General features: G+C 65.4%; 30 protein-coding genes. 9 read left to right on the forward strand and 21 right to left on the reverse strand.

What is annotated here, in order from left to right; genetic code table 11:
• Nucleotides 1-82 precede the first annotated feature (82 nt).
• Nucleotides 83-919, forward strand: coding sequence for a DUF72 domain-containing protein (locus UNPF46_RS19005; RefSeq protein WP_142251011.1), 837 nt, complete (start codon nt 83-85; stop codon nt 917-919).
• Nucleotides 920-927: 8 nt separating this feature from the next.
• Nucleotides 928-1,389, forward strand: coding sequence for a DUF488 domain-containing protein (locus UNPF46_RS19010; RefSeq protein WP_142251012.1), 462 nt, complete (start codon nt 928-930; stop codon nt 1,387-1,389).
• A 126-nt stretch (nt 1,390-1,515) separates the two neighbouring features.
• Here UNPF46_RS19010 and UNPF46_RS19015 read toward each other — a convergent pair whose 3' ends face one another.
• From UNPF46_RS19015 to UNPF46_RS19060, 9 genes are all read right to left on the reverse strand, one after another.
• On the reverse strand, nt 1,516-2,430 hold the full coding sequence (locus UNPF46_RS19015) for a PhzF family phenazine biosynthesis protein (protein ID WP_142251013.1): 915 nt from the start codon (nt 2,428-2,430) through the stop codon (nt 1,516-1,518).
• Between the two features lie 122 nt (nt 2,431-2,552).
• Complete coding sequence (locus UNPF46_RS19020) at nt 2,553-3,446, reverse strand: amidohydrolase family protein (RefSeq protein WP_142251014.1); 894 nt, start codon at nt 3,444-3,446, stop codon at nt 2,553-2,555.
• A gap of 22 nt (nt 3,447-3,468) precedes the next feature.
• Nucleotides 3,469-4,710 (reverse strand): MFS transporter, encoded by a 1,242-nt coding sequence (locus UNPF46_RS19025; RefSeq protein ID WP_142251015.1) that lies wholly within the window; start codon nt 4,708-4,710, stop codon nt 3,469-3,471.
• Nucleotides 4,711-4,762: 52 nt separating this feature from the next.
• The gene (locus UNPF46_RS19030; protein WP_100176733.1) at nt 4,763-5,494 is read right to left on the reverse strand and encodes a GntR family transcriptional regulator; all 732 of its coding nucleotides are present in this window, start codon (nt 5,492-5,494) and stop codon (nt 4,763-4,765) included.
• Nucleotides 5,495-6,000: 506 nt separating this feature from the next.
• A complete protein-coding gene (locus tag UNPF46_RS19040; RefSeq protein WP_142251016.1) occupies nt 6,001-7,308 on the reverse strand; it encodes an adenylate/guanylate cyclase domain-containing protein in 1,308 nt (435 codons plus the stop codon).
• A 108-nt stretch (nt 7,309-7,416) separates the two neighbouring features.
• On the reverse strand, nt 7,417-8,598 hold the full coding sequence (locus UNPF46_RS19045; protein WP_142251017.1) for an ABC transporter permease: 1,182 nt from the start codon (nt 8,596-8,598) through the stop codon (nt 7,417-7,419).
• The gene (locus UNPF46_RS19050; RefSeq protein ID WP_142251018.1) at nt 8,595-9,527 is read right to left on the reverse strand and encodes an ABC transporter ATP-binding protein; all 933 of its coding nucleotides are present in this window, start codon (nt 9,525-9,527) and stop codon (nt 8,595-8,597) included. Before UNPF46_RS19050 ends, UNPF46_RS19045 begins: the two co-directional genes overlap by 4 nt.
• Nucleotides 9,524-10,309 carry an HlyD family secretion protein gene (locus UNPF46_RS19055; RefSeq protein WP_100176728.1) on the reverse strand — a complete coding sequence of 262 codons (786 nt, stop codon included), beginning with the start codon at nt 10,307-10,309 and terminating at the stop codon, nt 9,524-9,526. Before UNPF46_RS19055 ends, UNPF46_RS19050 begins: the two co-directional genes overlap by 4 nt.
• Nucleotides 10,306-10,992: a TetR/AcrR family transcriptional regulator gene (locus UNPF46_RS19060; protein WP_142251019.1), complete on the reverse strand. Its 687-nt coding sequence runs from the start codon at nt 10,990-10,992 to the stop codon at nt 10,306-10,308. Before UNPF46_RS19060 ends, UNPF46_RS19055 begins: the two co-directional genes overlap by 4 nt.
• 99 nt (nt 10,993-11,091) lie before the next feature.
• Here UNPF46_RS19060 and UNPF46_RS19065 point away from each other — a divergent pair, with 99 nt between their 5' ends.
• From UNPF46_RS19065 to UNPF46_RS19075, 3 genes are read left to right on the forward strand one after another with little or no spacing between them, the layout of a single operon-like run.
• Nucleotides 11,092-11,427 carry an ArsR/SmtB family transcription factor gene (locus tag UNPF46_RS19065; RefSeq protein ID WP_142251020.1) on the forward strand — a complete coding sequence of 112 codons (336 nt, stop codon included), beginning with the start codon at nt 11,092-11,094 and terminating at the stop codon, nt 11,425-11,427.
• Nucleotides 11,424-11,888, forward strand: a complete 465-nt coding sequence (locus UNPF46_RS19070) for an SRPBCC family protein (protein WP_142251021.1) — start codon at nt 11,424-11,426, stop codon at nt 11,886-11,888. The genes UNPF46_RS19065 and UNPF46_RS19070 overlap by 4 nt, the downstream gene beginning before the upstream one ends.
• A gap of 12 nt (nt 11,889-11,900) precedes the next feature.
• Complete coding sequence (locus UNPF46_RS19075; protein WP_100176725.1) at nt 11,901-12,314, forward strand: GFA family protein; 414 nt, start codon at nt 11,901-11,903, stop codon at nt 12,312-12,314.
• Nucleotides 12,315-12,318: 4 nt separating this feature from the next.
• Here the strand turns inward: UNPF46_RS19075 and adhP are convergent, their stop codons facing one another.
• The 3 genes from adhP to UNPF46_RS19090 form a co-directional block, all read right to left on the reverse strand.
• Nucleotides 12,319-13,344 carry an alcohol dehydrogenase AdhP gene (gene adhP, locus UNPF46_RS19080; RefSeq protein ID WP_142251022.1) on the reverse strand — a complete coding sequence of 342 codons (1,026 nt, stop codon included), beginning with the start codon at nt 13,342-13,344 and terminating at the stop codon, nt 12,319-12,321.
• Between the two features lie 145 nt (nt 13,345-13,489).
• Complete coding sequence (locus tag UNPF46_RS19085) at nt 13,490-13,900, reverse strand: DUF2000 family protein (RefSeq protein WP_142251023.1); 411 nt, start codon at nt 13,898-13,900, stop codon at nt 13,490-13,492.
• Nucleotides 13,901-13,964: 64 nt separating this feature from the next.
• On the reverse strand, nt 13,965-14,354 hold the full coding sequence (locus UNPF46_RS19090) for a DUF4189 domain-containing protein (RefSeq protein WP_100176722.1): 390 nt from the start codon (nt 14,352-14,354) through the stop codon (nt 13,965-13,967).
• A 192-nt stretch (nt 14,355-14,546) separates the two neighbouring features.
• On the opposite strand from UNPF46_RS19090, the gene UNPF46_RS19095 reads away from it, so the two are divergent.
• A complete protein-coding gene (locus UNPF46_RS19095; RefSeq protein WP_142251024.1) occupies nt 14,547-15,032 on the forward strand; it encodes an avidin/streptavidin family protein in 486 nt (161 codons plus the stop codon).
• A 152-nt stretch (nt 15,033-15,184) separates the two neighbouring features.
• Here the strand turns inward: UNPF46_RS19095 and UNPF46_RS19100 are convergent, their stop codons facing one another.
• From UNPF46_RS19100 to UNPF46_RS19135, 8 genes are all read right to left on the reverse strand, one after another.
• Entirely contained in the window at nt 15,185-16,789 is a 1,605-nt protein-coding gene (locus UNPF46_RS19100; protein WP_142251025.1) for an NTP transferase domain-containing protein, read from the reverse strand.
• A complete protein-coding gene (locus tag UNPF46_RS19105) occupies nt 16,786-17,487 on the reverse strand; it encodes an XdhC family protein (protein WP_142251026.1) in 702 nt (233 codons plus the stop codon). The genes UNPF46_RS19100 and UNPF46_RS19105 overlap by 4 nt, the downstream gene beginning before the upstream one ends.
• 2 nt (nt 17,488-17,489) lie before the next feature.
• Nucleotides 17,490-17,813: an XdhC family protein gene (locus tag UNPF46_RS19110; RefSeq protein WP_097658284.1), complete on the reverse strand. Its 324-nt coding sequence runs from the start codon at nt 17,811-17,813 to the stop codon at nt 17,490-17,492.
• Between the two features lie 10 nt (nt 17,814-17,823).
• The gene (locus UNPF46_RS19115) at nt 17,824-19,026 is read right to left on the reverse strand and encodes a vWA domain-containing protein (RefSeq protein ID WP_100176718.1); all 1,203 of its coding nucleotides are present in this window, start codon (nt 19,024-19,026) and stop codon (nt 17,824-17,826) included.
• Nucleotides 19,027-19,173: 147 nt separating this feature from the next.
• Nucleotides 19,174-20,097, reverse strand: a complete 924-nt coding sequence (locus UNPF46_RS19120; RefSeq protein ID WP_142251027.1) for an AAA family ATPase — start codon at nt 20,095-20,097, stop codon at nt 19,174-19,176.
• A gap of 60 nt (nt 20,098-20,157) precedes the next feature.
• Nucleotides 20,158-20,964: an FAD binding domain-containing protein gene (locus UNPF46_RS19125; protein WP_142251028.1), complete on the reverse strand. Its 807-nt coding sequence runs from the start codon at nt 20,962-20,964 to the stop codon at nt 20,158-20,160.
• A gap of 27 nt (nt 20,965-20,991) precedes the next feature.
• The gene (locus tag UNPF46_RS19130) at nt 20,992-21,477 is read right to left on the reverse strand and encodes a (2Fe-2S)-binding protein (RefSeq protein ID WP_097658276.1); all 486 of its coding nucleotides are present in this window, start codon (nt 21,475-21,477) and stop codon (nt 20,992-20,994) included.
• A 134-nt stretch (nt 21,478-21,611) separates the two neighbouring features.
• Nucleotides 21,612-22,058, reverse strand: a complete 447-nt coding sequence (locus UNPF46_RS19135) for an SRPBCC family protein (RefSeq protein WP_142251029.1) — start codon at nt 22,056-22,058, stop codon at nt 21,612-21,614.
• 172 nt (nt 22,059-22,230) lie between these two features.
• Between UNPF46_RS19135 and UNPF46_RS19140 the strand changes: the two genes are divergently transcribed.
• The 3 genes from UNPF46_RS19140 (at nt 22,231) to UNPF46_RS19150 (ending at nt 24,917) form a co-directional block, all read left to right on the forward strand.
• The gene (locus UNPF46_RS19140) at nt 22,231-23,586 is read left to right on the forward strand and encodes a 3-carboxy-cis,cis-muconate cycloisomerase (RefSeq protein ID WP_142251030.1); all 1,356 of its coding nucleotides are present in this window, start codon (nt 22,231-22,233) and stop codon (nt 23,584-23,586) included.
• A 28-nt stretch (nt 23,587-23,614) separates the two neighbouring features.
• Nucleotides 23,615-24,397: a 3-oxoadipate enol-lactonase gene (pcaD, locus tag UNPF46_RS19145; protein ID WP_142251031.1), complete on the forward strand. Its 783-nt coding sequence runs from the start codon at nt 23,615-23,617 to the stop codon at nt 24,395-24,397.
• A 127-nt stretch (nt 24,398-24,524) separates the two neighbouring features.
• On the forward strand, nt 24,525-24,917 hold the full coding sequence (locus tag UNPF46_RS19150; RefSeq protein ID WP_142251032.1) for a carboxymuconolactone decarboxylase family protein: 393 nt from the start codon (nt 24,525-24,527) through the stop codon (nt 24,915-24,917).
• On the opposite strand, the gene UNPF46_RS19155 is transcribed toward UNPF46_RS19150, so the two are convergent.
• The gene (locus UNPF46_RS19155; RefSeq protein WP_142251033.1) at nt 24,879-25,448 is read right to left on the reverse strand and encodes a hypothetical protein; all 570 of its coding nucleotides are present in this window, start codon (nt 25,446-25,448) and stop codon (nt 24,879-24,881) included. The genes UNPF46_RS19150 and UNPF46_RS19155 overlap by 39 nt on opposite strands.
• Nucleotides 25,449-25,484: the final 36 nt, after the last annotated feature.

Consider the following 25,484-nt stretch of genomic DNA (forward strand, 5'->3'; position numbering starts at 1 on the left):
GATCAGCGCCGAGCTTAGACTCGACGCGAGAACTGGCCAATCACATCTCGTTTGACTAGGATGAAGCCCTCCCTCCCCGTCGATGCGAGATCCTCCCGTGGCCAAAGCAAAAACCGCGTCCAAAAAATCCGGCAACATCTTCATCGGCATCGGCGGCTGGACCTTCGAGCCCTGGCGCGGCGTGTTCTATCCGGAGAAACTCACCCAGGCGAAGGAGCTGTCCTACGCAGCCTCGAAGCTGACCTCGATCGAGATCAACGGCACCTATTACGGCTCGCAGAAACCGGAGAGCTTTCGCAAATGGGCGAGCGAAGTGCCCGACGGCTTCGTGTTCTCGGTGAAGGGACCGCGCTTCGCCACCAACCGCCGTGTGCTCGCCGAGGCCGGCGATTCCATCAAGCGGTTCTATGATTCCGGCGTGCTGGAACTCGGCAACCGTCTCGGGCCGGTGCTGTGGCAGTTCGCGCCGACGAAGAAGTTCGACGGCGCCGATTTCGGCAAATTCCTCGAGCTGCTGCCGCGCAAGCTCGAGGGACGCGCGCTGCGCCATGTCGTCGAAGTCCGCCACGACAGCTTCTGCACGCCGGACTTCGTGGCACTGATCCGCGAATTCGAGACGCCCGTCGTGTTCGCCGAGCACGGCAAATATCCTGCGATCGCCGACGTCGCCGGCGATTTCGTCTATGCGCGGCTGCAGAAGGGCAATGACGAGATCAAGACGTGCTACCCGCCGAAGCAGCTCGATGCCTGGGCCGATCGCTTCAAGGCCTGGGCTTCTGGCGGTGAACCGGACGACCTGCCGAAAGTTGACGAAGCCAAGCCGAAGAAGGAGCCGCGCGACGTCTTCGCCTACGTCATTCACGAGGGCAAGGTCCGCGCACCGGCCGGCGCCATGGAACTGATTGCGCGGGTCAGCTGAGGCGCCCCATGGCAAAAGCGAAGAAGCTCTTCACCATCGGCTATGAGCAGACGCCGCCCAAGGCGGTGCTGGACGAGCTGGAGCAGGCCGGCGTCAAGCTCGTGGTCGACGTGCGCGCGGTGACGTCGTCGCGCCGGCCGGGCTTTTCCAAGAGGCAACTGGCGGCGGGGCTCGACGAACGCGGCATCGCCTATGTCCATCTCGCCGCGCTCGGCACGCCGAAGGAAGGCCGCCTCGCGGCACGCAGCGGGCAGTACGATTTGCTGGAGAAGATCTTCTCAAAACACCTGAAGGCGCCCGAGGCCAGGGAAGCGATGGACGAGCTCTCGGCGCTGGTGAAGAAGGCGGGCCCGGTGTGCCTGCTCTGCTACGAGCGCGACCACACCCACTGCCATCGTCAGATGATCGCGGAGATCATCGAGGAGCGCGATGGGGTCGTGGTGAAGAATTTGGCGGGACGGCAGGTGTAGATGCCGCCGTCATTCCAGGGCGCGCCTCTCGGCGCGAACCCGGAATCCATTCATCCACCGTCTCTGCTGCCTGATGGATTCCGGGCTCGGCGCTTTGCGCTGCCCCGGAATGACGGACGAAACAAACTACTCCTCCCCCGCCAGCCGAAACGTCCCCTCCATCATCTGCACGCAGCTGCCACCGACATGGGCGGAGACGACCTTGCCGTCCTGCTTGTGCACGCGCGTCGAAAGGATGCTCGGCCGGCCCATGTCAAAGCCCTGGCCGACGGTCAGCTTGAGCTCGCCGTCACGCGCGGGATCGAGATCGGCGAACAGCGCAGCGGCGGCGACCGTGGCGCTGCCGGTGGCCGGGTCCTCGACGAGACCGCTGGCGCCGCGCATGAACATCCGCGCCTGCCGCTCGCACGGCGCCTCCGCCGGGGGCACATCGCGCGTATAGAACCACACCGAGCGGGCGCCGTCGCGCGGCAAGACCTTACCGTAGGCCGCCGCATCCGGCCGCGCGCGCTTCAGCGCCTCGCGCGAATGCAGCTCCATCACCAGAAACGCGTTTCCGACGGTGACGATTTGCGGTTCGTGATTGTCCGTCCTGATGTCGCCCGCACCGAGCGAGATGCAGCTCGCGGCTTCGGCAGCCGAGAGACGTGAGAGCCGCTCCAGCGGCTGCGGCGCGGTGAGCTCGGTTCTGATCACCCGGCCCTGCTCTCGCACGATGTCGACCGGCACGAGCCCGGCCTTTTCCTCGAACAGCAGACGCGGCTTCCCCTCCTTCGCCATCGAGGCAAGCACGAAGGCGGTGCCGACATTGGGATGGCCCGCAAAGGCAATCTCTTGCACCGGCGTGAAGATGCGCACCTGCGCATCATGGGCCTTGTCGCGCGGCGGCAGCACGAAGGTGGTCTCGGAATAGTTGAACTCGGTGGCGACCGCCTGCATCTGCTTGGTCGAAAGCCCGCCGGCATCGAGCACCACGGCGAGCTGATTGCCGCCGAAGGCGCGATCGGTAAACACGTCGACGGTGATGTAGCGGCGCTGCATCGTCACTTCCCCATGCAAGTCGCGGCCGATAGCCGGCCGCATCGCCGGCAGTCTACAAGCCGGAGACATCACTCGTCATGCCCCAAAATTGAGTGCAATCGGAGCAATCGCGGAAGATGACTTCAGACGCGAAAGAGCTGACGGGGCGAGGCGAGCACTTGCGCGCGCTCGCGATCATCGACGATCAGCGCATCGAGAAATTCCCGGTTCTTCGCGTAAGTCTGGGTCGCCTCGAACTGCGTGTGCGGCCAGTCGCTACCCCACAACAGGCGATCGAGACCGTAGGCGTTGCGCAGCAGCGGATAGGCTTGCTTCGCGAAATCTTCGCCCGCCGCACCGTTGCGATACGGCGCCGAGATCTTGACCCAGACGCTTCTCGTCGCGCCCAGCTTCAACACCGACTGGAAACCGGCGTCGGCGATACCGAGCTTCGGATCGGGTAGCGTATAGTGATCGAGCACTGGGGTGACGCCGTGATCGAGCAGTTGCGGCGCCAGCAGGGCGAGATCCGCCGCGTTGCGCTGGATCTCGACCTGCCAGCCCATCGCCTTCACCTGCCCGAGCAACGCCTTCCACTCGCTGGCGGCGAGATCGGGCACGGGCCGGCCGACGAGATTGAGGCGAATACCGACGACGCCGGCGCGATCGAGTTCGCGCAGCTCGTCTGCAGATACCGCGAGATCGACCACGGCGATGCCGCGCAGGCGGCCATTGGCCTGCTTCAGGCACTCGACCAGGTAGGAATTGTCGGTGCCGAGAAAGCTCGGCTGCACCAGCACACCATGGCTCATGCCGCCCCGATCGAGCTGCTCCAGATAAAGCGCCAGCGGCGCATCGTAGTCGGGCGCATAGCGCCGGCCCGGTGCGAGCTTGAGACCGCGGTGAAACACGTGGGCGTGAGTGTCGATAACAGGCAAGGCCGCCTCACTCCTGGCTGTGGTCGCGGCCATCGTTATCAGCGATGCGAGACCCACACCGAATTGACGGCGCGTGACGTCGCGCTGGGCGAATGTCATGGCTGATGCTCCCCATCCGTCGTCAGGCGCGCATCGCCGCAGTCTGTTCAAAGACCTTGCCGCGGGTTTCGGGCAGCAGCAGCACTGCGATCAGGACCAGCGAATAGGCGAAGGCCGCATCGATGCCGATCGCAGGTCCAAGCCCGATGCGATCACTGAGGAATCCGACCAGGAACGGGAACGCGGCGGAGACGATGCGGCCGAAATTGTAGCAAAAGCCGACACCGGTGCCGCGCACGCCAGCCGGATAGAGCTCGCTGAACAGCGCCGCCATGCTGGCAGGAATGCCGGCGGAGAAAAAGCCGAGCGGAAAGCCGAGCACCAGCATCTGCCCATCTGTCAGCGGCGCGAAAATGTAGATGAGCACTGTGACGATGCAGGCGGTGGCAAAGAACGCGACGTTGGCCCGGCGCCCGATGCGATCGCTGATGATGCCGCTCGTCACGCAGCCGCAGAAGAAGGCGACGATGATGACGGCGAGATAGCCGCTGGAGCCCAGCACCGACAGATGCCGCACTTCGCGCAAGTAGGTCGGCAGGAAAGTGGTGAGCGCGGCGTAGCCGCCGTGGGCGCCGATGCCGAACAGGCCGCCGATCAAGGTCGAGCGCAGCACATCGCGATGGAAGATGCCGGAGAGGGTGGCGAAGAACGGCGTGGCCTCGGCGGCGACCGCGCGCGGCGGCTCCTTCAATCCGCGGCGGATGAAGATGATGAGCAGCGCGGGCAGCAGACCGAGTGCGAACAGGAGCCGCCAACCGATGTCGACCGGCGCATAGGTGAAGACCAACGCCGAGAGCAGCACGGCTGCGCCCCAGCCCACCGCCCAGGCGCTCTGCACCGAGCCAAGTGCCTTGCCGCGATGCTCGGGCCGGATGATCTCGGCCATCAGCACCGCGCCGCAGGCCCATTCGGCGCCGAAGCCGAGGCCCTGAATCGCCTTCAGAACCACGAGCTGGGTGTAGGTCATGGCGAAGGCGCAGGCGAAAGTCGCGAGCGCAAACGTGGCCACCGTGATCTGGAGTGCCTTGACGCGGCCGAAGCGGTCGCCGAGCGCGCCGCCGAACCAGCCACCGAACGCGCCGAAGAACAGCGTGACTGAGCCGAGCAGACCAGCATCGGCCTTGCTGATGCCGAAGGCCGCGATCAGCGCGGGGATGGCGAGGCTGAACATCTGGACGTCGAGCGCATCCAATGCCCAGCCGCCAAAGCTTGCCCAGAACGTGCGCCGCTCCAGCGGCGAGCTTTCGCTGTACCAGTTCGACATGTTTCCACCCCCTGTACTTTTTTGCTTGATTTGTTGGTGAGAGCGGCTGCTCTCACCGGATTTCGGCGTGATAGCGGAAGCGGTCCGCCGGCCCGCGCGAGCGGCGCCATTCGATGGGCCGCCGCTCGAGATCGAGCGCGAGGCGCTCGATCACGATCAGCGGTGCGTGGGCTTCGAGCCTGAGCAGGCGCGCCTGCATCTCGTTGGCGGTCTCGACCGTCAGGATTTCCTCGGCAGAGACCACGACCTCGCCGCAGCGCTCCTCGTAGAGCGGATACAGGAGGTCGCCGAATTCGGACGTCTCGATCTCCAGGATCGGCCCGAAGCGCGACTGCTGCAGCCAGATCTCCTCGGCGAGCAGCGGCACATCATCGATCAGGCGCAGGCGCGACAAGCTGATCACGGGTTCACCGACCGGGATGCGGAGCGCGGATGCAATGGCGGAGGTCGCAGCGATGCTCTTGCGGCGGATGATGCGGCTCTTCGGCACGCGCCGCTCGCCGCTCTCGGACTGGAAGCGAAAGAAGCGGAACAGCGAGGAATTGAAGCGCGCGCGGCGCACGAAGGTGCCGCGGCCCTGCTGCCGCTCCAGCACGTTGTCGCTGACAAGCTGGTCGATCGCCTTGCGCACGGTGCCGATGGCGACGCCGTAATGCGCACCGAGCTCGGCCTCCGATGGGATCGGCTCCCCCGGCCGCCATTCGTTGCGGTTGATCCGCGCGGCGAGGTCGTCGCGCAGACGCTGGTAGCGTGGCAGGCGGTCGTCGAGGGGCGCTGGATTCATATAGTCATATAGATGACTAGATGAGAGGGGAGTCAAGCGCTACTAAAATACCTCTGCGGCCAGTTCCCCGCCGTCAGTGTTCGCAACGCCGGGCTGGCAGACCACACCAGCCCGGCATCGTCTGTCGCGCTCGTCAGTAGGCGTAGGCGTACGGGTCCGAGTCCCCCGTGTTCGGCAGACACGGTGGCTGCGTATAGGGCGCAGAGGCATACGCGCCTTCCGCCGGAGCCCCTGACACAGGTGTCAGTCATCGCTTGAGTGACGGCGGCGCGCGGCGGAGCAGCGTGGCGCATCGTTGCGGCCTAGGTCTGGGTGGCGGCTGCAGCGATCAGGGCGGCTGCAACGAGGATCAATCGGGTCATTGGCTTTCTCCGGGTGACACGTGAAAGCCGAGACATTCGGCTTCCACAGTGCAGGACCCGAAAGCTAGCAGGGATATGTCATCGCGCGTCTTCAACGCAACGCGACGGCGCTTCAACGACCCGCGACTCTCGCGTGAAGGCGCGCTACCCCAATTGAAACACCGCCACCTTCCGCTCATAACCGCGCACGGCGACCTCGCCGAGCGCGACAGCGTCGCTGCCGGCCTCGCCCAGCGCCTCGCGCACGGTCGCCGAAATCAGCAGCTGCGAGCCGAACTCCTTGTTCAGCGCTTCCAGGCGCGAGGCGAAGTTCACGGTGTCGCCGATGACGGTGTATTCCTTGCGCCGGGGCGAGCCGATGTTGCCGGCGACCACCTCGCCGAAATGGATGCCGATGCCGATGCGCAGCGGCCAGCTCGTCTGCGCGTTGATGCGGTCCATCGCACGCAGCATCTCACGGCCCGCGGCAACTGCGCGCTGCGCGGCGTCAGAGGCCTCCAGCGGGGCGCCGAACAGTGCGAGAAAACCATCGCCCAGAAACTTGTTCACGATGCCGCCCTGGCGGTCGAGAATGTCCACCAGCACCGCAAAGGCGCCGTCGAGCCGATCGACCACCTCCTGCGGGGTGCGCGACTGCGCCCCCGCCGTGAAGCCGCGGAAATCGACGAACATCACCGCGACGCGGCGGACGTCGCCGCCCCCGCCGGTGCCCGCCGCGATCAGTTGCTCCACGACCTGCGGAGAGACATGCTGGCCGAACAGGTTCGTCACCCTGTCGCGCGCGGTCGCCGCCGCGATGCTCGCGGCGAACTGGCGGCGCAGTTGCGCGCCGACGGAGCCGGCGAGCACGCCACAGATCAGGATGACGACGCTGCGCACCGCGTGAAAATAGATCAGGGGATCGCCGGCTTCGTCGGCCGAATTGTAGTACAGCGCGACGGACAGAAGCCCGGCTGCAGCCACGAAACCGGTGAATGCAGAGAGCCAGAAATCCAGTCGCAGGGTCGAGAGGATGATGAAGATGAAGTACATCAGCGGCACGGCGAAGCCGAGAGCCTGGCTCGGGCCCATGGTGCGGGTTTGCAGGATGAGGATCAAAGTCGGCACCGACGTCTCGATCAGCGTGCCGATGTAGCGTCTGATCACCGGCACATCGCGATCGAGCCGGAGATTCTTCCTGATCTGGGTGTGGACCCAGACCTCGAACAGGATAAAGCCGCCGAGGAGGCCGTAGACCTCGACCAGCCCCTCCGTCCCCCGCCACACCCGGTTCACCACGCTGGGGTCGATCAGATAGATCGCGGTGAGCAGCACCATCATGATGCAGCCCGTCATGATCAGCGCCCGCACCCGCAAAAGCTCGGTGCGCAGCACTTCCCGCGTCAGCTCGCGCTCGAAATCCTCCGACAGCACGGCGTGGTGCCGTGTCCTTCTGCTCGCAAACCTGACCATCCTGCCCCCTTGTCATTCCGGGGCGCGGCGAAGCCGCGAACTCGGAATCTCGAGATTCCGGGTTCGATGCTAGCGCATCGCCCCGGAATGACATCGAGACAGTTTGCCTCAATCCAGCGTGCGGCGGAAGCGCGTCACGGCGATGGTCATGGCCAGCAGCATCAGGGCCGCCAGCGCCAGCGTGTCGAAACGCAGATTCTGCATGGTCGCCCCCTTCAGCATGATGGCGCGGACGATGCGCAGATAATGGGTCAGGGGCAGGCATTCGCCGACATATTGCGCCCAGGTCGGCATGCCCGCGAACGGGAACATGAAGCCGGACAGCAGAATGCTCGGCAGGAAGAACATCATCGACATCTGCATGGCCTGGAGCTGGTTCTGCACCACCGTCGAGATGGTGTAGCCAATCGACAAATTGGTGGTGATGAACAGGGTCGAGAGCAGCGCCAGCAGGAACAGATTGCCGAGCACGGGGACGCCGAACAGGCCGACCCCGATGCTGATGATGAGGAAGGCCTGGAGGAAGCCGACCAGCACGTAAGGCACGATCTTGCCGAACATCACCTCGACCGGCTTGATCGGCATCGAGAGCAGGCTCTCCATGGTGCCGCGCTCGACCTCGCGCGTGACCGACAGCGCGGTGAAGATCAGCATGGTCATGGTGAGGATGGTGCCGACGAGGCCCGGCACGATGTTGAGGCTGGAGCTCGCTGCCGGATTGTAGCGGGCATGCGCGCGGATCTCGAACGGCATCTCCGGGGGATCGCCGATATAGAGATCGTGCTTGAGCGCGGTCTGCACGATCATGCCGAGCGAGCCCATCGCTGCGCTCGCCGCCACCGGATCGGTCGCATCGGCCGCCACCAGCAGCGCCGGCTTGCCGCCGCGCCGCACCGCGCGCTCGAATCCGCGCGGAATCTCGACGCCGAACAGCACCTTGCCGGATTTCAGGAGATTGTCGAAATCATCGACGTCGTGCACCTCATAGAGGAAGCGGAAATAGGCGGTGTTCTCCAGCGCCTTCAGGATCGAGCGGGCGAGATCGGAATCCTCCTGGAGCAGCACGGCGCTCGGCAGATGGTGCGGCGTGGTGTTGATGGCATAGCCGAACAGCATGAGCTGCATCACCGGCAGCATCACGATCATCGCGAACGACACGCGATCGCGCTTGAGCTGGATGAACTCCTTGATCAGCATCGCATAGGAGCGCCGCAGGAAGCCGAAGCGCTCGCGGATCGCATGGACCGGGGCTGGACCTTGGGTTGGCGCCGGGCGATCGACGGCGCTCATTGGAAGTTGTCCTTGGAGCGCCCCATCAGCTCGATGAACACGTCTTCCAGCGAGGGCGACGATTGCTGCCAGTGCAAGCCGCTTTTCTGCCGCCACGGCGCGATGCTGGCTTCGAGCGCCGCAACGTCGCGGCCGGAGACGTGCAGCGAAGTGCCGAACGGCGCGACCATGTCGACCCCGGGCTTGCCGGTGAGCTCGGATGTAAGGCCGTTGAGGTCATCGCCTGTCACGGTGTAGGTCGTCAGCGCGGATTTCGCGATCACCTCCTCCACGGTGCCGCGCGCCAGCAGATGGCCGTAGGCGATATAGGCGATCTCGTGACAGCGCTCGGCTTCGTCCATGTAATGGGTGGACACCAGTACGGTGAGGCCCTCGGCGGCGAGCGCATGGATCTCGTTCCAGAAGTCACGTCGCGCCTTGGGATCGACGCCGGCGGTGGGCTCGTCCAGCAGCAGCAATTGCGGATTGGGCAGCGTGCAGGCGCCCAGCGCCAGCCGCTGCTTCCAGCCGCCCGAGAGCTCGCCCGCGAGCTGCTCCTCGCGCCCGGAGAGTCCGAGCCGCCTGATCATCTCGCGCGCGGCCCCCCGCGCGTCGGCCAGACCATAGAGCCGCGCGACGAATTCGAGGTTCTCGCGCACGGAGAGATCCTGGTACAGGCTGAAGCGCTGCGTCATATAGCCGACCTGGCGCTTGATCTTCTCCGAGTCGCGCCGGATGTCGTAGCCGAGGCAGGTGCCTTCGCCGCTATCGGGCGTGAGCAGCCCGCAGAGGATGCGGATGGTCGTGGTCTTGCCCGAGCCGTTGGGCCCGAGGAAGCCGTAGATCGAGCCGCGCCTCACCTGCATCGACAGATCGTGCACGACCTCGCGGCCGCCGAACGATTTGCTCAGGCCCTTGACGTCGATCGCGATGCCGTTGCCGCCGTTCATCGCTTGTCCGCCACCGGGGTCTTTGGATTGAGATAGACGTCGATCGGCTGTCCGACCCGCAGCGCGTCGGGGCGCGACGGCCGCGCCTGGATCAGATAGACCAGCTTGTTGCGCTCATCGAGGCTGTAGATGACCGGCGGGGTGTATTCGGCCGAGGTCGCGATGAAGTAGATCTTTGCGGTGAGATCGGCCGCGCAATTGTCGCAGGAGATACGCACCGTATCGCCGATCGAAAGCTTCGGCAGCGCGGTCTCCGGCACGAAGAAGCGCAGCTTCATGTTGCCGGGCGGCATGATCGACAGCACCGGCCGCTGCGCCGCCACCATCTCGCCCTCGCGGAAATAGATCTGCTGAATGGTGCCGGCAACGGGTGCAAAGCCCTTGCGCCGCGCCATGCGCGTCTCCGACGTCGCCACCCGCGCTTCCGCAACGCGCAGGGCGGACACCGCGGAATCGAGATTGGCCTGGGTACCGGAGCCGGTCTTGCTCAGCGAGGCCGCGCGATCATAGGTCTGCTGCGCATTCGCCAGCGTCGCCTTGTTCTGGTTGAGATCGGCAAGCTGAAGGTCGTCGTCGACGGAATAGAGCTGGTCGCCGACCTTGACGTCATCGCCCTCGCGCACAGTGAGCTTCGTCACCCGGCCCGCTTCATCGGGGCTGACATAGATCATGTCGGCCTCGACCCAGCCCTGGAAGCCGGGATCGCGCTTCTCCTTGCAGCCGGCAACGACGGTTGCGAGGACGACCAATGCAAATGCCGCAAGTAAGCGTGACGACGTCATGTCGTCCTCCGTTCGCCAAAAATCAAATCGAGATGAACGCGCAGCATGTCCTGCGCGTCGAGCGGCGCATGCCGCGCAAACAGGCTCTGCCAGATCACCGCGATCATCGCGGGCGCGACCAGGATCTGCGGATAGCGCGCGAGATCCTTCTCACGGATCTCGCCACGGGCGATGCCGAGCTCGATCAGCCCACGCATGGCGGCGATGCCGCGCGAGACGACCTCGCGGTAGTAAAAGTCGGCGACGGCCGGAAAACGCGGCCCCTCTGCCACGATCAGGCGCACCAGATCGCCGCGCCTGGTGCCGATGACCTCTTTCAGGAAGTTGCCGGCAAAGCCCTCGATGAGGTCGCGAACGGAGCCGGTCGGCGGAGGCAGCGCGGTCAGCCGCGCCACGACCGGCACGATCACGACGCGCACCAGCTCCTCGAACATCGATTCCTTGTCCTTGAAGTGCAGGTAGATCGTGCCCTTGGCGACGCCCGCGCGCTTGGCGATGTCGTCGAGGCGCGTGGCGGCAAAGCCGCGGGCGATGAACTCCTCCATCGCTGCCTCCACGATCGCCGCGCGCCGCTCCAACGCGCGTGACGCACGATTCGACGCGGGCATCTGTCCGCCGGACGCGGGCGCATGCCCTCCACTCTCTGCAGACAGCTTGGCGGGTCTGGTCGACTTCTTCGTCATATTTAAATTATGACTGACTAGTCAGTCATCGTCAAGGCAGCCATCCACGCTCAACAAATTAGTATTTACTAATGAATTAGTATCTGCTAATTAGTCGACATGATCGATGCCGCTCCAAACCCCGTCACCACCGTCATGCGTGCCCTCGCCGACCCGACGCGCCGGGCCGTGTTCGAGCGCGTGTTCGAGAGCAAGGAGATCAGCGTCGCCGAGCTGACACGGGGCAGCGGCGTGACCCAGGGCGCGATCTCGCAGCATCTGAAGTCCCTCAAGCAGGCCGGCCTCGTCGCCGAGCGCGCCGAGGGCCGCAACGTCTACTACCGCGCCGCGCCGCAAGGGCTCGAGCCCCTGGTCACCTGGATGGACCATTACGGCGCGTTCTGGCGCGAGCGCTTCCAGAACCTGCGTGACCTCTTGAAGGAGATCGATCCGTGAGTGCAGTTGCTTCCAAGGTCCAAACTCAGAACATCGTCATAGACGAGGTCTTCCCTCATGCCGTCGCGACGGTCTGGAAGGCGCTGACCAGCGCCGAGCTGATCGCGCGCTGGCTGATGCCGCCGACCGGCTTCGAGGCCGTCGAAGGCAACACCTTCACGTTCAAGACCAATCCGGCGGGCGTGTGGGACGGCACGATCCACTGCCGCGTTCTGGAGGTCGTGCCGAACCAGCGCTTCGCCTATGCCTGGAAGGGCGGCGACGAAAGCAACACCGGCTACGGCTCGGCGCTCGACACCGTCGTCACCTGGTCCCTCACCCCGGTCGAAGCAGGCACGCGCGTGCGCGTGGTGCATTCGGGCTTCGTGACGCCGAAGAACGACACCGCTTATCGCAACATGAGCGACGGTTGGGTCAAGGTGCTGCAGCGGCTCGATACCATCGCCGGCGAAGAGAGCTGAGGACGCATCGCGATGAACAAGCCCTATGCCGGCGGCTGCGCCTGCGGCGCGATCCGCTATTCGATTCCGGGTGAGCCCCTGTTCAGCAATCATTGTCAGTGCCGCGACTGTCAGCGGGAAAGCGGCAGTGGCCACGGCTCCTACGCGACGTTCGCGCGGGCCGGCGTCATGGTCACTGGCGAGGCCAAGCACTGGGACATGGTCGGCGACAGCGGCAATGTGAAGACGCGCGGCTTCTGCCCGCGGTGCGGCGTCGCGGTCTACATGACCTTCGCGGCCATGCCCGACATCTTCACCATCCGCGCCGCAAGCCTCGACGAGCCCGCGCGCTACAAGCCGCAGGCTGTCACCTACGCGGCGCGCGGTCACGGCTGGGATCACCTCGATCCCGATCTGGTAAAGTTCGAAGGCATGCCGCCCGGATGAGGCGCTAGCCGAAATCGAGCACCATGCGGCCGTCGATCTTGCCGGCCTTCATGCGGTCGAAGACGTTGTTGATCTCCGCAAGCGGCACCTTCGTCACTTCGGCCTTCACCTTGCCGTCGGCGGCGAATGCGACGGCTTCGTCGAGGTCGCGCCGCGTGCCGACGATCGAGCCACGCACCGTGATGCGCTTGAGCACGACGTCGAAGATTGGCGTCGGGAATTCGCCGGGCGGCAGACCGACGAGACTGACGGTGCCCTTCCGGCGCACCATTTTCAGCGCCTGGGCGAATGCCGGGGTCGAGACCGCCGTCACCAGCACGCCATGAGCGCCGCCACCGGTTGCGGCCAGCACCTTGTCGACCGCATCGGCTGCAAGCGCGTTCACGGCGAGATCGGCGCCAGTCTCGCGGGCGAGCTCGAGCTTGTCCTCGGCAATATCGACAGCCACGACCTTGAGCCCCATCGCCTTGGCATACTGAACCGCGACGTGGCCGAGCCCGCCAACGCCTGAGATCACGACCCACTCGCCGGGCCTGGCCTCGGTCTCCTTCAAGCCCTTGTAGGTGGTGACTCCGGCGCACAGGATCGGAGCGATGGCTGCGAAATCGACGTTCGCCGGCAGCTTCGCGGCGAAGGCCGCCGAGGCGATGACATATTCGGCGAAGCCTCCGTTCACGCTGTAGCCGGTGTTGTGCTGGTGCTCACACAACGTCTCCCAGCCAGTCTCGCAATATTCGCACGACATGCAGGCGTCATGCAGCCAAGCGACGCCGACGGCATCTCCCACTTTCAGATTCTTCACGCCGGGCCCGAGCGCCGCAACGATGCCCGCGGCCTCGTGGCCGGGAATGAAAGGCGGAACCGGCTTCACCGGCCAGTCGCCGGAGGCTGCATGCAGATCGGTGTGACAGACACCGCAGGCCTTGACCTTGACCAGAACCTCGCCAGGACCGGGCTGCGGCACCGGCACGTCCTCGATCACCAGTGGCTTGCCGAACTGCTTGACGATTGCGGCTTTCATGGTCGGCATCTGTCTGCTCCGTCTAGATTGAGGAAACAGACTAGCGGCGACGGGCGATACGCCTTTGATTGGAGTCAAACCGCACAAAGTTTACGCAAAGCGCTCGCGCGATCGTGACATGGAGATGACAGCACGACGAAGCGCGACTGGCGTGTCAGCCGTGGAACTTGAGGCCGTCGACGATCTTGTCGATCACCTTTCGCTCGGCGCGGGCAGCAATGCCGACGAGATTGAGATCGGCGCGCGCAACCGCCCTCACCGCCTCGCGGTTGGCGGCATCATGCGTGGTCTTGAACATGTCCTCGGTGTAGACAGCCGGCTTCACGTTGCGCGTCAGCGCGCGGTCGAGCGCGCGCGACAAGGCAGGACCGTCGGCGCCGTAGATCAGGATCGGCTGGCCGATCAGCGCGTGATATGAGGTGCCCGAGGCGTCCTCATAGGGATCGCCGATGCATTCGGGAAACGCAGCCGCGATGCCGCTGGTGAGAAAGGCCGCAACGTTGAGCTTCTGCCAGGCCTGAAGGTCGGTGCGGATCACGATGGCGATCTTGGTGTCGAATTGCATGTAACTCCCTCGATTGTCATTCCGGGGTCGCGCTGTCGCGCGCCCCGGAATGACAATATAGAAATCACCCCTTCGCGTCGCAGGCCCAGGCGCGGATCACGCATTCCTTGCCGCCGTATCTGTAGCATTCGCGCGTGGCGGCGTTGAGCGAGGCGGAAATCTTCGGCTTGACGGCGTAGCCATAGGCGCCGCAGGGATTGGCGAGGTCGACCGACATGGCGGCGCAGGCGCGCTTCATCGTCACGGTGGTGCAATCGCCCTTGCACTGCTTCTGCGCTGCGGCGCGCGCCTCGTGCTCGTGGCCATAATCGAAGGCCTGGCCATAAGCGCCGCATTTGCCGACCGCAAACGCGCCGGCGGCATGGGCTTCGGTGATGTAGCGGGCGCCGGAAACACAAATGGACAGCGCAAAGAAAAACATCGCGCAACGGCGCGCGACGACGTTCGAAACCATGGAAAATCCCCTCCCCCCAAGGCAGGTCGGGAGGAACTCTAAGCGGCGGTCGTTTCCAGATGGTGAATGGGTGGTTGAAAAGCCGGATTGACGAATGAGTGATCTCATACATCTTTTAGTTGTATTTTTGAATCGCGTTATTTAAGGTGGTTGCGGCTGGAAGCGCCAGCACGGGGCCCGGAGGAAACCGCCATGCATCGAACCAACGGAATGCTCTTTGGAATCATCCTGTCGACGTGCCTGATCGGATCGGCGCATGCGCAGTCGGTGAACTGGACCTGGACCAACCAGTACGGTTCGACGCTGGCCATCACCAGCTTCAACCAGAACACGGGCGCGATCGCGGGGACCTACACCAACAACGCGGCGAACAGTTGCGATGAGGGCAAGCCACAGGGCGTGACGGGCTGGCTGGCCTACGGCAACACCGGCACCGCGATCAGCTTCTCGGTGAATTTCCTCGGCTGCGGCTCGACCACCGTCTGGACCGGACAGCTCAATAACTCGTCTGGCTTCCAGGGCCTGTGGTATCTGTCCCTCGGCGAGGCCGTCGCATGGAACGGCATCAGCGCGGGAGCCGACACCTTCACGTTCAACAGCGGCGACAAGGCCCTGCTGACGAAGGGCGGCGTCGACCTGAAGGCCGCCACCGAAAAGCTGTCGAACACGAAGAAGTAGGCGAGCGGCGAAGGTGGTGCGGTGGATGAGCTCGCGGCTGCGAGAAGTGCAGTCCGCACCGCGTCATCCACCACCTTCGCTCGGCAAACCCGAAAACATGGTGGGTTACGTCCTGCGCCTGCGCTTCGCGCAACCGCAAGGCTAACCCACAGTCACCCCCGTCGCGCCGCTTCCAATGCCTGCGGCGTGTCGATGTCGAGGAAGGCGCTCTCGCCGTCAACCGGCACTTCGGCCACCGCCTCGGTGTGCTTGGCGATCAGATGACGCGCGCCGACGTCGCCGTCGAGGGTCATCAACTCCCTGAAGAAGCGGCGCGACCACAGCACGGGGTTGCCGCGGCGCCCCTCGCTGACCGGCACGACGATGAGATTGCCGCGATCGGGCGCGAAGCCGTCGATGAGACGGTCGATCAGGCCGGCATCGATCAGCGGCATGTCGCCCAGGCACACCACGGCGCCGTCGCAAGTTTCGGGGACGGCGGCAATGCCTGATTTGACCGAGCTCGCAATGCCGCCGGCGAAATCCGGATTTTTGACGAACCGTACCTTCAGGCCTTGCAGCGCCTGTTCGACCAGCTCGGTCTGGTGGCCGGTGACGACGATCACCTCGGACGCCTTGGAGGCCAGCGCCTGCTCGGTTGCGATCCGCACCAGCTTCTTGCCGTCGAGCTCGGCGAGCAGCTTGTTCGGTCCTCCCATCCGGGTCGAACGACCTGCCGCGAGCACGATGGCCGCGACCCGGCTGTTGCCCTCGATCTCTGGCGTCGCGCGGGGTTGCGGCCGCGTCACGATCTCCATCAGGAGGCCGCCGACGCCCATGCCCATCAGCTCGGCGCGCGTCACCTTGATGCCGGCGAGCAGCCGCATCAAGACCCAGTCGAAGCCGTTCTCGACCGGCGAGCGCGCGCAGCCCGGCGCACCCAGCACCGGCACGCCGCCGGCCCTCGCGATCAGCAGGAGATTGCCGGGATCGACCGGCATGCCGAAATGCTCGATCTCGCCGCCGATGCCGGTGACGGCCGCGGGGATCACGTCGCGGCGGTCGGCGATCGCGGACGCCCCGAACACGATGACGAGTTCGGCGCCAAGCGCGAGCAATTCCTTGATCGCGGCCGACAGCGCGGCTTCGTCATGCTGGACCCGCCGCTCGGCGATGATGCCGGCGCCGGCCGGTGCGAGCCGCTCGGCGGTGACGCGCAGCGTTTTGTCGATCACCTTGGACGACAGGCCCGGCAGCAGCGTCGAGACCACGCCGACGCGCTTGATCACGTAAGGCGCGATTCTGAGCACGTCCTTGCCCGCGGCCTTCACCGCGGCATCGCGCAAACTTCCCTCGACGCCGAACGGGATGATCTTGACGGTGCCGACCATCTCGCCCTCGACCACCGGCTTGTAGGCGGAGAGCGTCGCAAAGGTGATGGCCTCGTCGATGTTGTTGATGCGGTCGACCGCGGCGCGGTCGATCACCAGCACGCCCGGGGTTGCTGCGAACAGGTTGGCGCGGCCGGTGAAGGCGCGCTCGACATGGATCCCTTCGCCGCCGACGGCCAGCGCGATGCTGGCGGCCGCAACGTCCTCGGAGACGTCGCCCGCCTCCATGCGCACAACGACGATGTCCTTGATGCCGGCGCGCGTGAGCTGCTCGACCTCAGTAGGGCCGATCGTCGTGCCCTTCTTCAGCACCAGCGGTCCCTGGCGCAGGGTGTGGACGGTCACCCCGCCGATCGCATCGTTGGGACTCGCCGGGCCGAATTTCATGCGGCTTCTTCTTTTTCTTTGGGAGGCAGACGGAGCACCGCCGTGATCTCCGCCATGATGGACACCGCGATCTCCGACGGGGAGACGGCGCCGATCGCAAGCCCGATCGGCGCGTGGATGCGCGCGATGTCGCTTTCCTTCGCGCCCTGCGCCCGCAGCCGGTCGCCGCGCTTGGCGTGCGTCTTCCGCGAGCCGAGCGCGCCGATATAGAAGCAGTTGCGCTCGAAGGCATGCAGCAAGGCGGGATCGTCGATCTTGGGATCGTGCGTCACCGCGACGAAGGCGGTGTAGGCATCGACATTGAGCGGCGGCAACGCGGTGTCGGGCCATTCGGCAACGAGCGGAATGTCCGGAAAACGCTCGGGGCTTGCGAACGCCGTGCGGGGATCGACGACGGTGACGTCATAGCCGAGCGAGCGCGCCAGCGGCGCCAGGGCCTGGCTGATATGGACCGCGCCGATGATGACGAGCTTTGCGGTCGGCGCGTAGACGTTGAGGAACAGCTTCCTGCCGCCAACTTCGACATTGGCGCTCTTGCCCATGCGAAGCTGCTTTTCCAGCTCGGCGCGCAAGGGATCTCTCGGAAAATCCTTCGCCTTCACGAGGCGCTGCTCGCCGCTCTCGGTGTCGGTGACCAGGATCGCCGGCCGGCGCGCGGCCCGCTCGGCATTGAGTTCGTGCAGGATCTCGAGCTTCACGGCTAGCCGACCTTCTCGACGAAGACGCGGATGGTGCCGCCACAGGATAGCCCGACGTTCCAGGCGGTCTCGTCGGCGACGCCGAACTCCAGCATCCTGGGCTTGCCACTCTGGATCACGTCCATGGCCTCGGTGACCACGGCCCCCTCGACGCAGCCGCCGGAGACGGAGCCCAAGAACGTGCCCTCGTCGTTGATGACAAGGCTCGAGCCCGCCGGGCGCGGCGCCGAGCCCCAGGTCTCCACAACGGTCGCCAGCGCGACGCCATGACCGGCCTTCTGCCAGTCCTCCGCCGCCTTCAGGATATCCTCGTCGCGATCGAGCATCGGTGGCCTCTCAAGCTGCGGAGCGGATCAGGCTGCGGTGATGCGGCGGCAGCGGCCGGGAGAGCGTGGTGATCAGCTCCTGGATCGAACTCAAATTATGCACGGGACGGAATTCGTCAACGTGCGGGAGCATCATTTTGATGCCCTGCGCCTTGGCCTCGAAGCCGCCGAACCGGAGCAGCGGGTTGAGCCAGATCAGCCGGCGGCAGGACCGGTGCAGCCGGTCCATCTCGAAGGAGAGCTTGGAATCGGCCTCCCGCTCCAGCCCGTCGGAGATCAGGAGCACGATGGCGCCCTGGCTCAGCACCCGCCGCGCCCACAATTTGTTGAAGTTGTGCAACGAGGCCGAGATGCGCGTGCCGCCGGCCCAGTCCTCGACCGAGGCCGAGCAGCTCGCCAGCGCCTCGTCCGGATCGCGCTGGCGCAGCGCGCGGGTCACGTTGGTGAGGCGGGTGCCGAACAGGAATACCGAGACGCGCTTGCGCGCGTCGCCGATGGCGTGGAGGAAATGCAGGAACAGGCGGGTATATTCGCTCATCGAGCCCGAGATATCGAGCAGCGCCACGATCGGCGCCGGCTTCTCGATCCGCCCGAGGCGATGGATGTCGATGATGTCGCCGCCGGTGCGCAAGGACGCGCGTAACGTGCGGCGCAAATCGAGGCGCAGCCCGCGCGGATCGGTCAGGTAGCGGCGCGTCAGGAGCTCGGCCTGCGGCAAGTGCATCCGCTCGATGGCACGCAGCGCCTCGGTGATCTCGGCGGCGCTCATCTGCGCAAAATCCTTCTTCTGAAGGATCTCCTTGTCGGAGACCGACAGGCGCAGATCCTGCTCCTGGTGCTGCGGCGTCTCCGTCATCCGCGGCTGCGACATCGCCTCCTGCACGCGGCGCGAGCCGGCTTTCGGCTTCTTCTTGGCCTCGTCCGGCAGCGGCACCGAATCCAGCATGTGCTTCCATTCTTCCGAGGCCCGGAAGAACAGGTTGAAGGCCTGGCTGAAGATCAGCGCATGCTCGTGGCGCTTGACGAAGATCGCCTCCAGCGTGGTGAAGACGTCGGCACGGTTGCCGATGTCGATCACCTGCAGCGCGCTCATGGCGTCGATGACAGCGCCCGGCCCCACCGGCATGCCGGCCGCACGCAGCGCGCGGGCGAAGCCGACGATGTTGTCGGCGAACTGCTCGGTCTGCTCGGGGGCAAGGTGGTTGATGGCCATGTTTCAGCACTCTCAGCCGTCATTCCGGGGCGCGACGAAGTCGCGAGCCCGGAATCCATTCATCCACTAACTCTGCGGCCCGATGGATTCCGGGCTCGACGCTTACGCGTCGCCCAAGAATGACGAGTTAGTTATGACGCGCGAACGTCAATTCTCGCTCGTCGCTTCCTTCAGCACCTTCTGCAGCGTGTCGCCCTGCATGCGGGTGATGTCGTCCTGGTACTTGAGCAGCGCGCCCAGCGTGTCGCCGACCACTTGCGGGGTCAGCGAGCGGGCATCCAACTCGGACAGGGCGGTGGCCCAGTCGATGGTCTCCGCAACGCCCGGGGACTTGTAGAAGTCCTGGTTACGCAGCGCCTGCACGAAGAGCACGACCTGCTGCGACAGCTTGGCCGAGATGCCGGGCACGCGCGTCTTGACGATCGCGAGCTCGCGCTCGGCGGCGGGATAATCCACCCAATGATAGAGGCAGCGCCGCTTCAGCGCGTCGTGAATCTCGCGGGTGCGATTGGACGTGATGATGACGATCGGCGGGGCCGGTGCCTTCACGGTGCCGAATTCGGGGATGGTCACCTGGAAGTCGCTGAGGATTTCGAGCAGGTACGCCTCGAACGCTTCGTCCGCACGGTCGAGCTCGTCGATCAGCAGCACCGGCGGTCCCGCGACGTCGGGCTCCAGCGCCTGGAGCAACGGACGCTTGATCATGTAGCGGTCGGCGAAGATGTCGCTCGAGAGCTGATCGCGATCGGTATCGCCGGCGGCTTCCGCCATCCGGATCGCGATCATCTGCGCAGCGCTATTCCACTCGTAGACCGCGGAGGAGACGTCGAGGCCCTCGTAGCACTGCAGGCGGATCAGCTTCCGCCCCAGCGCCGCCGACAGCACCTTTGCAATCTCGGTCTTGCCGACGCCGGCCTCGCCTTCCAGGAACAGTGGCCGGCCCATGCGCAGCGAGAGGTACGTCACCGTCGCCAGCGATCGCTCGGCGAGATAGCCGCGCGACGTCAGGAGTTCGAGCATCGCATCCACCGATGCCGGCAAAGCACCGGAAGAATTGGTCGCTGAAGTCATGAAAAAGCCAGTCTCGCTACGCCCTCACCGGGACAAGTTTTGCCGTGGCGTGAGATGAACTCACCCCTTGGCATTGGCGGCATCGAGGGCACGCCGCGTCAGCACCCCGATGAGGTGCGCGCGGTATTCGGCGCTGCCATGGATGTCGCTGTTGAGCCCCTCCGCCGGCACCTCGATGCCTTCGATCGCCTTCGACGCGAAGCGCTTCTTCAGCGCTTCCTCGAACGCCTCGACGCGGAACACGCCCTCGGAGCCGGCGCCGGTCACGGCAACCCGAACGTCCGACGGACGCCGCGCCACGAACACGCCGACCAGCGCATAGCGCGAGGCCTGGTTGCGGAACTTGACGTAGGCCGCCTTCTTGGGCAGCGGGAACATCACCTTGGTGATGATCTCATCGGCTTCCAGCGCGGTCGAGAACAGGCCCTGGAAATACTCCTCGGCCTTGAGACGGCGCTTGTTGGTGACGATGGTCGCGCCCAGCGCGAGCACGGCGGCCGGATAGTCCGCGGTCGGATCGTTGTTGGCGAGCGAGCCGCCGATCGTGCCCTTGTGGCGCACGGCGGGATCGCCGATCTGGCTCGCGAGATTCGCGAGCGCCGGGATCGCCTCGCCGACGATCGCGGAGCCCGCGACCTCGGCGTGCCTGGCGGTGGCGCCGATCACGAGCGAACGGCCTTTCATCTCGATCGTGTTGAGCCCCTCGATATGGGAGAGGTCGACCAGATGCGGGGGGCTGGCGAGGCGCTGCTTCATGACGGGAATCAGCGTGTGACCGCCGGCGATCACCTTGGCGTCTTCGTTCTTCACCAGGAGGTTGGCGGCCTGCCGCACGGTCCCGGGGCGATGATATTTGAATTCGTACATCTGAATGTCCTGGTCGCGGGAGGCGCGTTACGCGAGATCGGATTTCGCCATCGCCTTGGCGCCGGCGGAGATCGAGGTGACGATGTTCTGGTAGCCGGTGCAGCGGCAGAGATTGCCTTCCAGTTCTTCCCGGATCGTATGGTCGTCCAGCTCGTGGCCCTTGCGGTGCACGATGTCGATCGCGGTCATGATCATGCCCGGCGTGCAGAAGCCGCACTGCAGGCCATGATGCTCGCGGAAGGCCTCCTGCATCGGATGCAGCGGCGCCCCGTCGGCGGCCAGTCCCTCGATCGTCTTGACCTCGTGGCCATCGGCCATCACGGCAAGCGTGGTGCAGGACTTCACGGCCTTGCCGTCGAGATGCACGACACAGGCGCCGCACTGCGAGGTGTCGCAGCCGACATGGGTGCCGGTCAGGTGCAGATTCTCGCGCAGGAACTGCACCAGGAGGGTGCGGGGATCGACGTTGGCGGTAACAGGATTGCCGTTCACGATGAGGGAGATTTTTGCCATAAGCACTCTCTATCAGCGCCCCGACGGGTCCCGTCGAAGCGGTTCTTATAATTATTCCAACCCATCATATGGGCCATTATGCCCCGGGGCAACATCGCCCGGGGTGCAAGGCGCCATGCCGAAGGCGATGACCTTCAGCTCTGTACCGCCTTGGCGAAGTTCGCGAAAAACTCGTCGGCCAGCTTCTTGGCGGCGCCGTTGATGAGGCGCTGGCCGAGCTGCGCCAACTTGCCGCCGATCTGCGCCTCGACCTCGTAGGAGAGCAGCGTGCCGCCGTCCTTCTCCGCGAGCTTGACCACCGCGCCACCCTTGGCGAAGCCGGCGACCCCGCCCTCGCCCTCACCCGAGATTCTGTAGCCGCTCGGCGGGTCGAGATCGCTGAGCGTGACCTTGCCCTTGAAGCGTGCCGACACCGGGCCGACCTTCATTTTCGCCGTTGCGCGGAAGCCGCCGTCGTCGGTCTTCTCGAGCTCTTCGCAGCCGGGGATGCAGGCCTTCAGCACCTCGGGATCGTTGAGCTTGGCCCACACGGCCTCGCGCGGCGCCGCAAGCTGGACTTCGCCGTTCATCGTCATGGCCATGAGGGTACCTCCCGGATCGCGCAACTATAGTGCTGATCAAGTAACGCAGGGACGCGGCAAAGGAAAGGGCGGCGCCCGGTCACGAGCAATGCATATTCGCAACTGCAAAAAGACGTGTGCGGGCGGTGGGGGATTGGCACGGCCGGGCCATGATGATTAGGTCGCGCGCACCATGAGCACTTCCCTCTCCCCCCTGCTCGCACCGATGCTGTCGAGCGCCGCCATGCGCGCGGTCTGCGACGACCGGTCGACGCTCCAGTACATGCTTGATTTCGAGGCAGCCCTGGCACGCGCCGAGGCCGCCACGGATGTGATTCCCGTATCGGCGGTGGGCCCGATCGAGGCCGCGTGCAGGGCCGATGGCTTTGACATGGCCGCGTTGGCGGAGGCCGCGACGCGATCGGGCAATCTCGCCATTCCCCTGGTCAAGATGCTGACCGCCAATGTCGGCAAGGCTGACAAGGAGGCCGCGCGCTACGTGCATTGGGGCGCGACCAGCCAGGATGTGATCGACACCGCGACCATGCTCACGCTTCGCGCCGGCATCGATGCGCTGGACGCCGACCTCAGCCGCGCCATCAAGGGCATTGCGGCGCTGGCGCGCAGCCATCGCAACACTGCGATGGTGGCACGGACCTGGCTCCAGCACGCGCTGCCGATGCCGTTCGGTCTCAAGGCCGCCGAATATGCCTCGAGCCTCGCCCGCGCCCGCTGCCGCCTGCGGCGGCTGCGCCGCGAGGGCCTCGCGCTGCAATTCGGCGGCGCCGCCGGCACGCTCGCCGCCCTCGGCGACAGGGGGCTCGCGGTGGCCGAACGGCTGGCGCAGGAGCTGAACCTGCCGCTGCCGGAGGCGCCCTGGCACACCCATCGCGACCGCATCGCGGAGGCCGCATCCTGTCTCGCTATTCTGGCCGGCAGCTGCGGCAAGATCGCGCGCGACGTCTCGCTGCTGATGCAGACCGACGTCGCCGAAGCATTCGAGCCCGCCGGCGAAGGCCGCGGCGGCTCCTCGACCATGCCGCATAAGCGCAACCCGGTCGCCGCGGCCAGCGCGCTGGGCGCCGCGACAATGGCTCCACAGCTTGCGGCGACGATCTTCGCGGCCCAGGTGCAGGACCACGAGCGCAGCGCCGGCCCCTGGCACGCGGAATGGCCGACGCTGCCGCAACTGATGCTGGTCGCCTCGGGCGCGCTGGCCGCGATTGTCGACATCGCGGAGGGCCTGGACGTCGACGCCGCGCGCATGCGCAGCAATCTCGATGCGACGCATGGCCTGATCATGGCGGAAGCCGTCACCTTTGCGCTGGCGGAGAGGATCGGCAAGAGCGATGCGCATCACCTCGTCGAGGCCGCCAGCAAGCGCGCGGTCGCCGAGAAGAAGCATCTGCGCGAGGTGCTGTCGGCCGATTCGCAGGTCACCGCGCAGCTTTCGCCGGAAAAAATTGCGGCATTGTTCGAGCCGATGGCCTATCAAGGGGCTTCCCAAGCCCTGATCGACCGGCTGCTCGACAGCCTCGACCGCGAATAAGAACTGAACAATACGACGGAGACGCCGCATGCCCATGATCGATGCCGACGGATGCCTGCTCAACGTCTCCGTCGAGGGCCGCGACGGCGGGCCGACCCTGATGCTCTCCAACTCGCTCGGCTGCACGCTTCAGATGTGGGAGCCGCAGATGAAGGCGCTGACGCAGGTGTTCCGCGTCATCCGCTACGACCGCCGTGGCCACGGCAAGTCCCAGGTGCCGCCCGGCCCCTACACGATGGAGCGCTTCGGCCGCGACGTGCTCGCGATCCTCGACGATCTCAACATCGAGAAGGTGCACTGGTGCGGCCTGTCGATGGGTGGCATGGTCGGGCAATGGCTGGGCGCCAATGCGCCGGAACGCTTCGGCAAGCTCATCCTCGCCAACACCTCCTGCTACTATGCCGAGCCGACGAAATGGCTGGAGCGCATCGACGCCGTGAAGAAGGGCGGCATCGCCGCGGTCGCCGACGCCGTGATCGCAGGCTGGCTGACGCAGGATTTTCGCGAGCGCGAGCCTGACATCACCGCGAGGATGAAGTCGATGCTGCTTGCCTCGCCCGTCGAGGGTTATCTCGCCTGCTGCGAGGCGCTATCGACGCTCGACCAGCGCTCGCTGCTGCCGAAGATCAAGAGTCCGACACTGGTGATCGCCGGCCGCCACGACATGGCGACGCCGATCTCCGCGGGAGAGCTGATCCGCTCGAACATTCCCGGCGCCAGCATGACCATCATCGACGCCGCGCACATTTCCAACGTCGAGCAGCCGCATGCATTCACCGACGCAGTGGTGGGCTTCCTGACGCAGCGCTAACCACCATCACCGTCATTCCGGGACGATGCGGAGCATCGAACCCGGAATCTCGATCCGCATTCATCACCTCGAGATTCCGGGTTCGCCTCTCCGAGGCGCCCCGGAATGACCGATCCGGAGAAACACAATGGACGACCAAAAGCGCCGCGATGCCGGCATGAACGTTCGCCGCAAGGTGCTGGGCAATGCCTGGGTCGACAAGTCGATCGCGAACCGCAACGCGTTCAACACCGATTTCCAGGACATGATCACGCGCTATGCGTGGGGCGAGATCTGGACGCGACCGCATTTCGACGAGCGCACGCGGCGGGTGCTGGTGATCGGCACCATGGTCGCGCTCGGGCAATGGGACGAATTCCGCCTGCATGTGCGCGCGGCGCTCGCCGAGGGCGGCTTCACGCCCGAGGACATCAAGGAAATCCTGCTCCAGCAAGCGATCTATTGCGGCGTGCCGGCTGCCAACCACGCCGTGAAGGAAGCCTCAGCGATTGTGCAGGAGCTCGGCCTGCTCAAGAGCTAGCGGCTGAAGACTTGCCGGCTGAAGACTTGCCGGCTGAAGGTTTGGCGGCGCGCCGGCCTCGACCGTCTTCGGCGGCGCCACCGGCTTTTCGATCACGAGCACAATCGCGGCACCGAGCAGCAGCAAAAGTTCGGTGGCGTGCAGCCGGAGCGCAGCCATCTCGCCGACTTTCGAGGCCATCACCATGCTGGCAAACGAGAGCAGGCTGCCGATCGCCAGCGCAATGCCGAGCGCCTCGTCGCTGCCGCCACTCTTCCGCGTGCGGGGAATGCAGAGCAGCGCGAGATAGATCACGAAGAACGCCACAACGGTCAGCCGTCCCAGCGCCAGCAGCCAGGCGGCGCGCACCGTGTCCATCCCTGCCATCTGGAGATGATCGCTGAGATACAGCGCAACGGCGACGCTCGGCCGCTCGTAGAGCCCGTGCACCGGTGCCACGATGATACTGAAGGCGACGAGGGTCCATACGGGAATGAAATAGGCTGCCAGCAGCGCGCCGTTGACCGAGCCGATCCGCCAATTCCTGAACATGCCGCTTCCCGCTTGATCTGGCCGTAGGCCTTCGAC

The organism is Bradyrhizobium sp. UNPF46 (assembly GCF_006658625.1).
Classification (GTDB): Bacteria; Pseudomonadota; Alphaproteobacteria; order Rhizobiales; family Xanthobacteraceae; genus Bradyrhizobium; species Bradyrhizobium nitroreducens.

Coding starts and splice junctions, on each gene's coding strand:
- UNPF46_RS19020 (WP_142251014.1), bottom strand. CDS start 3,446: ATGACATTCGCCCAGCGCGACGTCACGCGCCGTCAATTCGGTGTGGGT.
- UNPF46_RS19030 (WP_100176733.1), bottom strand. CDS start 5,494: ATGAATCCAGCGCCCCTCGACGACCGCCTGCCACGCTACCAGCGTCTG.
- UNPF46_RS19140 (WP_142251030.1), top strand. CDS start 22,231: ATGAGCACTTCCCTCTCCCCCCTGCTCGCACCGATGCTGTCGAGCGCC.
- pcaD (WP_142251031.1), top strand. CDS start 23,615: ATGCCCATGATCGATGCCGACGGATGCCTGCTCAACGTCTCCGTCGAG.
- UNPF46_RS19115 (WP_100176718.1), bottom strand. CDS start 19,026: ATGGCCATCAACCACCTTGCCCCCGAGCAGACCGAGCAGTTCGCCGAC.
- UNPF46_RS19045 (WP_142251017.1), bottom strand. CDS start 8,598: ATGAGCGCCGTCGATCGCCCGGCGCCAACCCAAGGTCCAGCCCCGGTC.
- UNPF46_RS19095 (WP_142251024.1), top strand. CDS start 14,547: ATGCATCGAACCAACGGAATGCTCTTTGGAATCATCCTGTCGACGTGC.
- UNPF46_RS19120 (WP_142251027.1), bottom strand. CDS start 20,097: ATGACTTCAGCGACCAATTCTTCCGGTGCTTTGCCGGCATCGGTGGAT.
- UNPF46_RS19085 (WP_142251023.1), bottom strand. CDS start 13,900: ATGCAATTCGACACCAAGATCGCCATCGTGATCCGCACCGACCTTCAG.
- UNPF46_RS19155 (WP_142251033.1), bottom strand. CDS start 25,448: ATGTTCAGGAATTGGCGGATCGGCTCGGTCAACGGCGCGCTGCTGGCA.
- UNPF46_RS19090 (WP_100176722.1), bottom strand. CDS start 14,354: ATGGTTTCGAACGTCGTCGCGCGCCGTTGCGCGATGTTTTTCTTTGCG.
- UNPF46_RS19130 (WP_097658276.1), bottom strand. CDS start 21,477: ATGGCAAAAATCTCCCTCATCGTGAACGGCAATCCTGTTACCGCCAAC.
- UNPF46_RS19150 (WP_142251032.1), top strand. CDS start 24,525: ATGGACGACCAAAAGCGCCGCGATGCCGGCATGAACGTTCGCCGCAAG.
- UNPF46_RS19135 (WP_142251029.1), bottom strand. CDS start 22,058: ATGGCCATGACGATGAACGGCGAAGTCCAGCTTGCGGCGCCGCGCGAG.
- UNPF46_RS19075 (WP_100176725.1), top strand. CDS start 11,901: ATGAACAAGCCCTATGCCGGCGGCTGCGCCTGCGGCGCGATCCGCTAT.
- UNPF46_RS19055 (WP_100176728.1), bottom strand. CDS start 10,309: ATGACGTCGTCACGCTTACTTGCGGCATTTGCATTGGTCGTCCTCGCA.
- UNPF46_RS19110 (WP_097658284.1), bottom strand. CDS start 17,813: ATGCTCGATCGCGACGAGGATATCCTGAAGGCGGCGGAGGACTGGCAG.
- UNPF46_RS19125 (WP_142251028.1), bottom strand. CDS start 20,964: ATGTACGAATTCAAATATCATCGCCCCGGGACCGTGCGGCAGGCCGCC.
- UNPF46_RS19050 (WP_142251018.1), bottom strand. CDS start 9,527: ATGAACGGCGGCAACGGCATCGCGATCGACGTCAAGGGCCTGAGCAAA.
- adhP (WP_142251022.1), bottom strand. CDS start 13,344: ATGCCGACCATGAAAGCCGCAATCGTCAAGCAGTTCGGCAAGCCACTG.
- UNPF46_RS19040 (WP_142251016.1), bottom strand. CDS start 7,308: ATGGTCAGGTTTGCGAGCAGAAGGACACGGCACCACGCCGTGCTGTCG.
- UNPF46_RS19060 (WP_142251019.1), bottom strand. CDS start 10,992: ATGACGAAGAAGTCGACCAGACCCGCCAAGCTGTCTGCAGAGAGTGGA.
- UNPF46_RS19065 (WP_142251020.1), top strand. CDS start 11,092: ATGATCGATGCCGCTCCAAACCCCGTCACCACCGTCATGCGTGCCCTC.
- UNPF46_RS19015 (WP_142251013.1), bottom strand. CDS start 2,430: ATGCAGCGCCGCTACATCACCGTCGACGTGTTTACCGATCGCGCCTTC.
- UNPF46_RS19010 (WP_142251012.1), top strand. CDS start 928: ATGGCAAAAGCGAAGAAGCTCTTCACCATCGGCTATGAGCAGACGCCG.
- UNPF46_RS19100 (WP_142251025.1), bottom strand. CDS start 16,789: ATGAAATTCGGCCCGGCGAGTCCCAACGATGCGATCGGCGGGGTGACC.
- UNPF46_RS19005 (WP_142251011.1), top strand. CDS start 83: ATGCGAGATCCTCCCGTGGCCAAAGCAAAAACCGCGTCCAAAAAATCC.
- UNPF46_RS19025 (WP_142251015.1), bottom strand. CDS start 4,710: ATGTCGAACTGGTACAGCGAAAGCTCGCCGCTGGAGCGGCGCACGTTC.